The 2322-nt window shown below is 70.2% G+C and carries 3 protein-coding genes; 1 reads left to right on the top strand and 2 read right to left on the bottom strand.

The features are described from left to right. Positions 1–131: 131 nt before the first annotated feature. Together AB0G02_RS35755 and AB0G02_RS35750 are read right to left on the bottom strand one after the other, a co-directional pair. Positions 132–1010 (bottom strand): carbohydrate ABC transporter permease, encoded by an 879-nt coding sequence (locus AB0G02_RS35755; protein WP_360803547.1) that lies wholly within the window; start codon positions 1008–1010, stop codon positions 132–134. Next, positions 1007–1957 carry an ABC transporter permease subunit gene (locus AB0G02_RS35750; RefSeq protein WP_360803544.1) on the bottom strand — a complete coding sequence of 317 codons (951 nt, stop codon included), beginning with the start codon at positions 1955–1957 and terminating at the stop codon, positions 1007–1009. The genes AB0G02_RS35755 and AB0G02_RS35750 overlap by 4 nt, the downstream gene beginning before the upstream one ends. Before the next feature lie 166 nt (positions 1958–2123). Between AB0G02_RS35750 and AB0G02_RS35745 the strand changes: the two genes are divergently transcribed. Continuing rightward, on the top strand, positions 2124–2322 hold a 199-nt coding region (locus tag AB0G02_RS35745), incomplete at its 3' end, for a hypothetical protein (protein ID WP_360803541.1).

The following is a 2322-nucleotide window of genomic DNA, read 5'->3' as shown; positions in this document are numbered from 1 at the left end:
ACCCCTTGCCGCACGCGGCCAGCGCGGGGCCGGCCAGCGCGGCGAGCGCGCCGGCACCGGCGAACCGCAGCAGCGACCGGCGGTGGAGATGTTGGCTCATGCTCGACTCCCTCCTCGACGAGGGTCTCGGTTCAGGCTTTGAGGGCGCCGGTGAGCACGCCCTTGGCGAAGTAGCGCTGGAGGAACGGGTAGACGCACACGATCGGCGTGAGCGCGAGGACGACCACGGCCATCTGCGTGGACTGGGGCGCGGAGACCAGCGCCGCCTCGCCTGTCAGGTCCGCCCCGCCGGTCACGTACTGGCGCAGGACCGTGCCGATCGGCCACTTCGACTGGTCGTTGAAGTAGATGATCGCCTCGAAGAACCGGTTCCAGTACGCGACCGCGTAGAACAGGCCGACGACCGCCAGCACCGCCTTGGACAGCGGCAGCACCACCCGCCACAGGACGGCCAGGTCGCCCGCGCCGTCGATGCGGGCCGCCTCGATCAGGTCACGCGGGATCGACTGGAAGAAGCCCCGCATCACCACCAGGTTGAACGCGTTGACCACGAACGGCAGCACCAGCGCCGCGTACTGGTCGAACAGGCCCGTGGAGCGGACCACCAGGAACAGCGGGATCATCCCCGGCGGGAACAGGAACGTGAACAGGATTAGCAGCAGCAGCGGGCGGCCGGCGTACACGCCGGGCCGGCTCAGCGCGTACGCCAGCCCGACCGTGCAGGTGAGGCTGAGCGCGGTGCCGACCACCGTGACGCCGGCGCTGATCGCCAACGCCCGCGTGACGATCCCGCCGTCCAGGATCTCGGCGTAGGCGCCGAACGTGATCCCGTGCGGCCACACCACCCAGCCGCCGTTGGCGACGACGTCACCCGGCTCGGCCAGGCTCGTCGCCACGACCGTCCACACGGGGAACAGCACGAGCAGCACGACCACCGCGAGCGCGACCACCTTCGCCAGCCGCAACCCCGGTCCGGGACGTCCCTGCCACGCCGGGCGCACGGAACTCATCGCTGGTACACCCCCTGCTCACCCAGCCGGTGCGCCACCTTGTTGGCCGTGTACACCAGCACGATGCCGATGACCCCCTTGAACAGCCCGGCCGCCGCCGCGTAGCCGAACTCGCCGTTGGCGAACCCGGTGAAGTACACGAACGTGTCCAGCACCTCGCCCGCCTCCGGTCCCACCGCCTGCCGCTGCAGGAAGAACTGCTCGAAACCGACGTCCAGGAACTCGCCCAGCCGCAGCACGAGCAGCAGCACGAGCACCGGCCGGATGCCGGGCAGCGTCACGTGCCACAGCCGCCGCCACCAGCCCGCGCCGTCCAGCGCCGCCGCCTCGTACTGCCCCTCGTCCACCTGCGACAGCGCGGCCAGGAAGATGATCGTGGCCCAACCGCACTCCTTCCAGACGAGCTGCGCGACCACCAGCGGCGGGTAGAGGTCCGGGTTGCCGACGACGTGCACGGGGCTCACCCCCAGGTCGCCCAGCCAGCCGTTGACCACACCCGCTCCGCCGAGCATCTGCTGGAACAGCGCCAGGACGATCACCCACGACAGGAAGTGCGGCAGGTAGACCACGCTCTGCACGAACTGCCGGATCGTCGAGCCGACCAGGCTGTGCAGCAGCAGCGCCAGGGCCAACGGGGCGGGGAAGAAGAACACGAGCTGGAGCGCGCCGATGACCACCGTGTTGCGGACCGCGCTCCAGAACAGGGGATCGCCGAACAACTGCGCGAAGTTGGCCAGGCCGACCCACTCGCTGTCGACCACGCCGAGGAACGGCACGTAGTCCAGGAACGCCAGCGCGTTGCCGAACAGCGCGCCGTAGTGGAAGACCAGGAAGTACACGACACCCGGCGCCATCAGGGCCAGCAGCACCCGGTCCCGCCGGATCCGCTGGAGGTGGCCGGTGCGCCCGGGCCGCGGGGGTGGCCGCTCGGTGTCGATGGCATCCACCCGGTCGGCTCCCGTCGTCGTCGATCGTCTCCACCAGGGCACAAGAGCTGCCCGAAGATAAAACGTTTACACAACTTCGTCAACCAGTGGACCTGACCTTCGCTGAAGCCCTACGGTTCACCGTGTGTAAGCGTTTACGCAACCGATCCGACGAGGAGGGCCGCCGGTGCCGGAGGGTCTCGTCGCGGCGCTCGCCATGGATCCCTGGGCGCTGCCGGAGCTGCTGCCCGTCGACCTGCTCGACCGGCTCGGCGCCGTGGTGCGCGTCGAGCAGGGCGTCCTCACGGCCTTCGGCACGGCCGAGGCCAGGGCGGTGCTGGCCCGGGTGGGCGTGCTCGTCACCGGGTGGGGCTGTCCCCGCATCG

Origin of the sequence: Actinosynnema sp. NPDC023658 (assembly GCF_040639995.1) — a bacterium.
GTDB lineage: Bacteria > Actinomycetota > Actinomycetes > Mycobacteriales > Pseudonocardiaceae > Actinosynnema.
The sequence above is the reverse complement of the archived record's forward strand: the minus strand, read 5'-3'. Positions and strand labels throughout refer to the sequence as shown.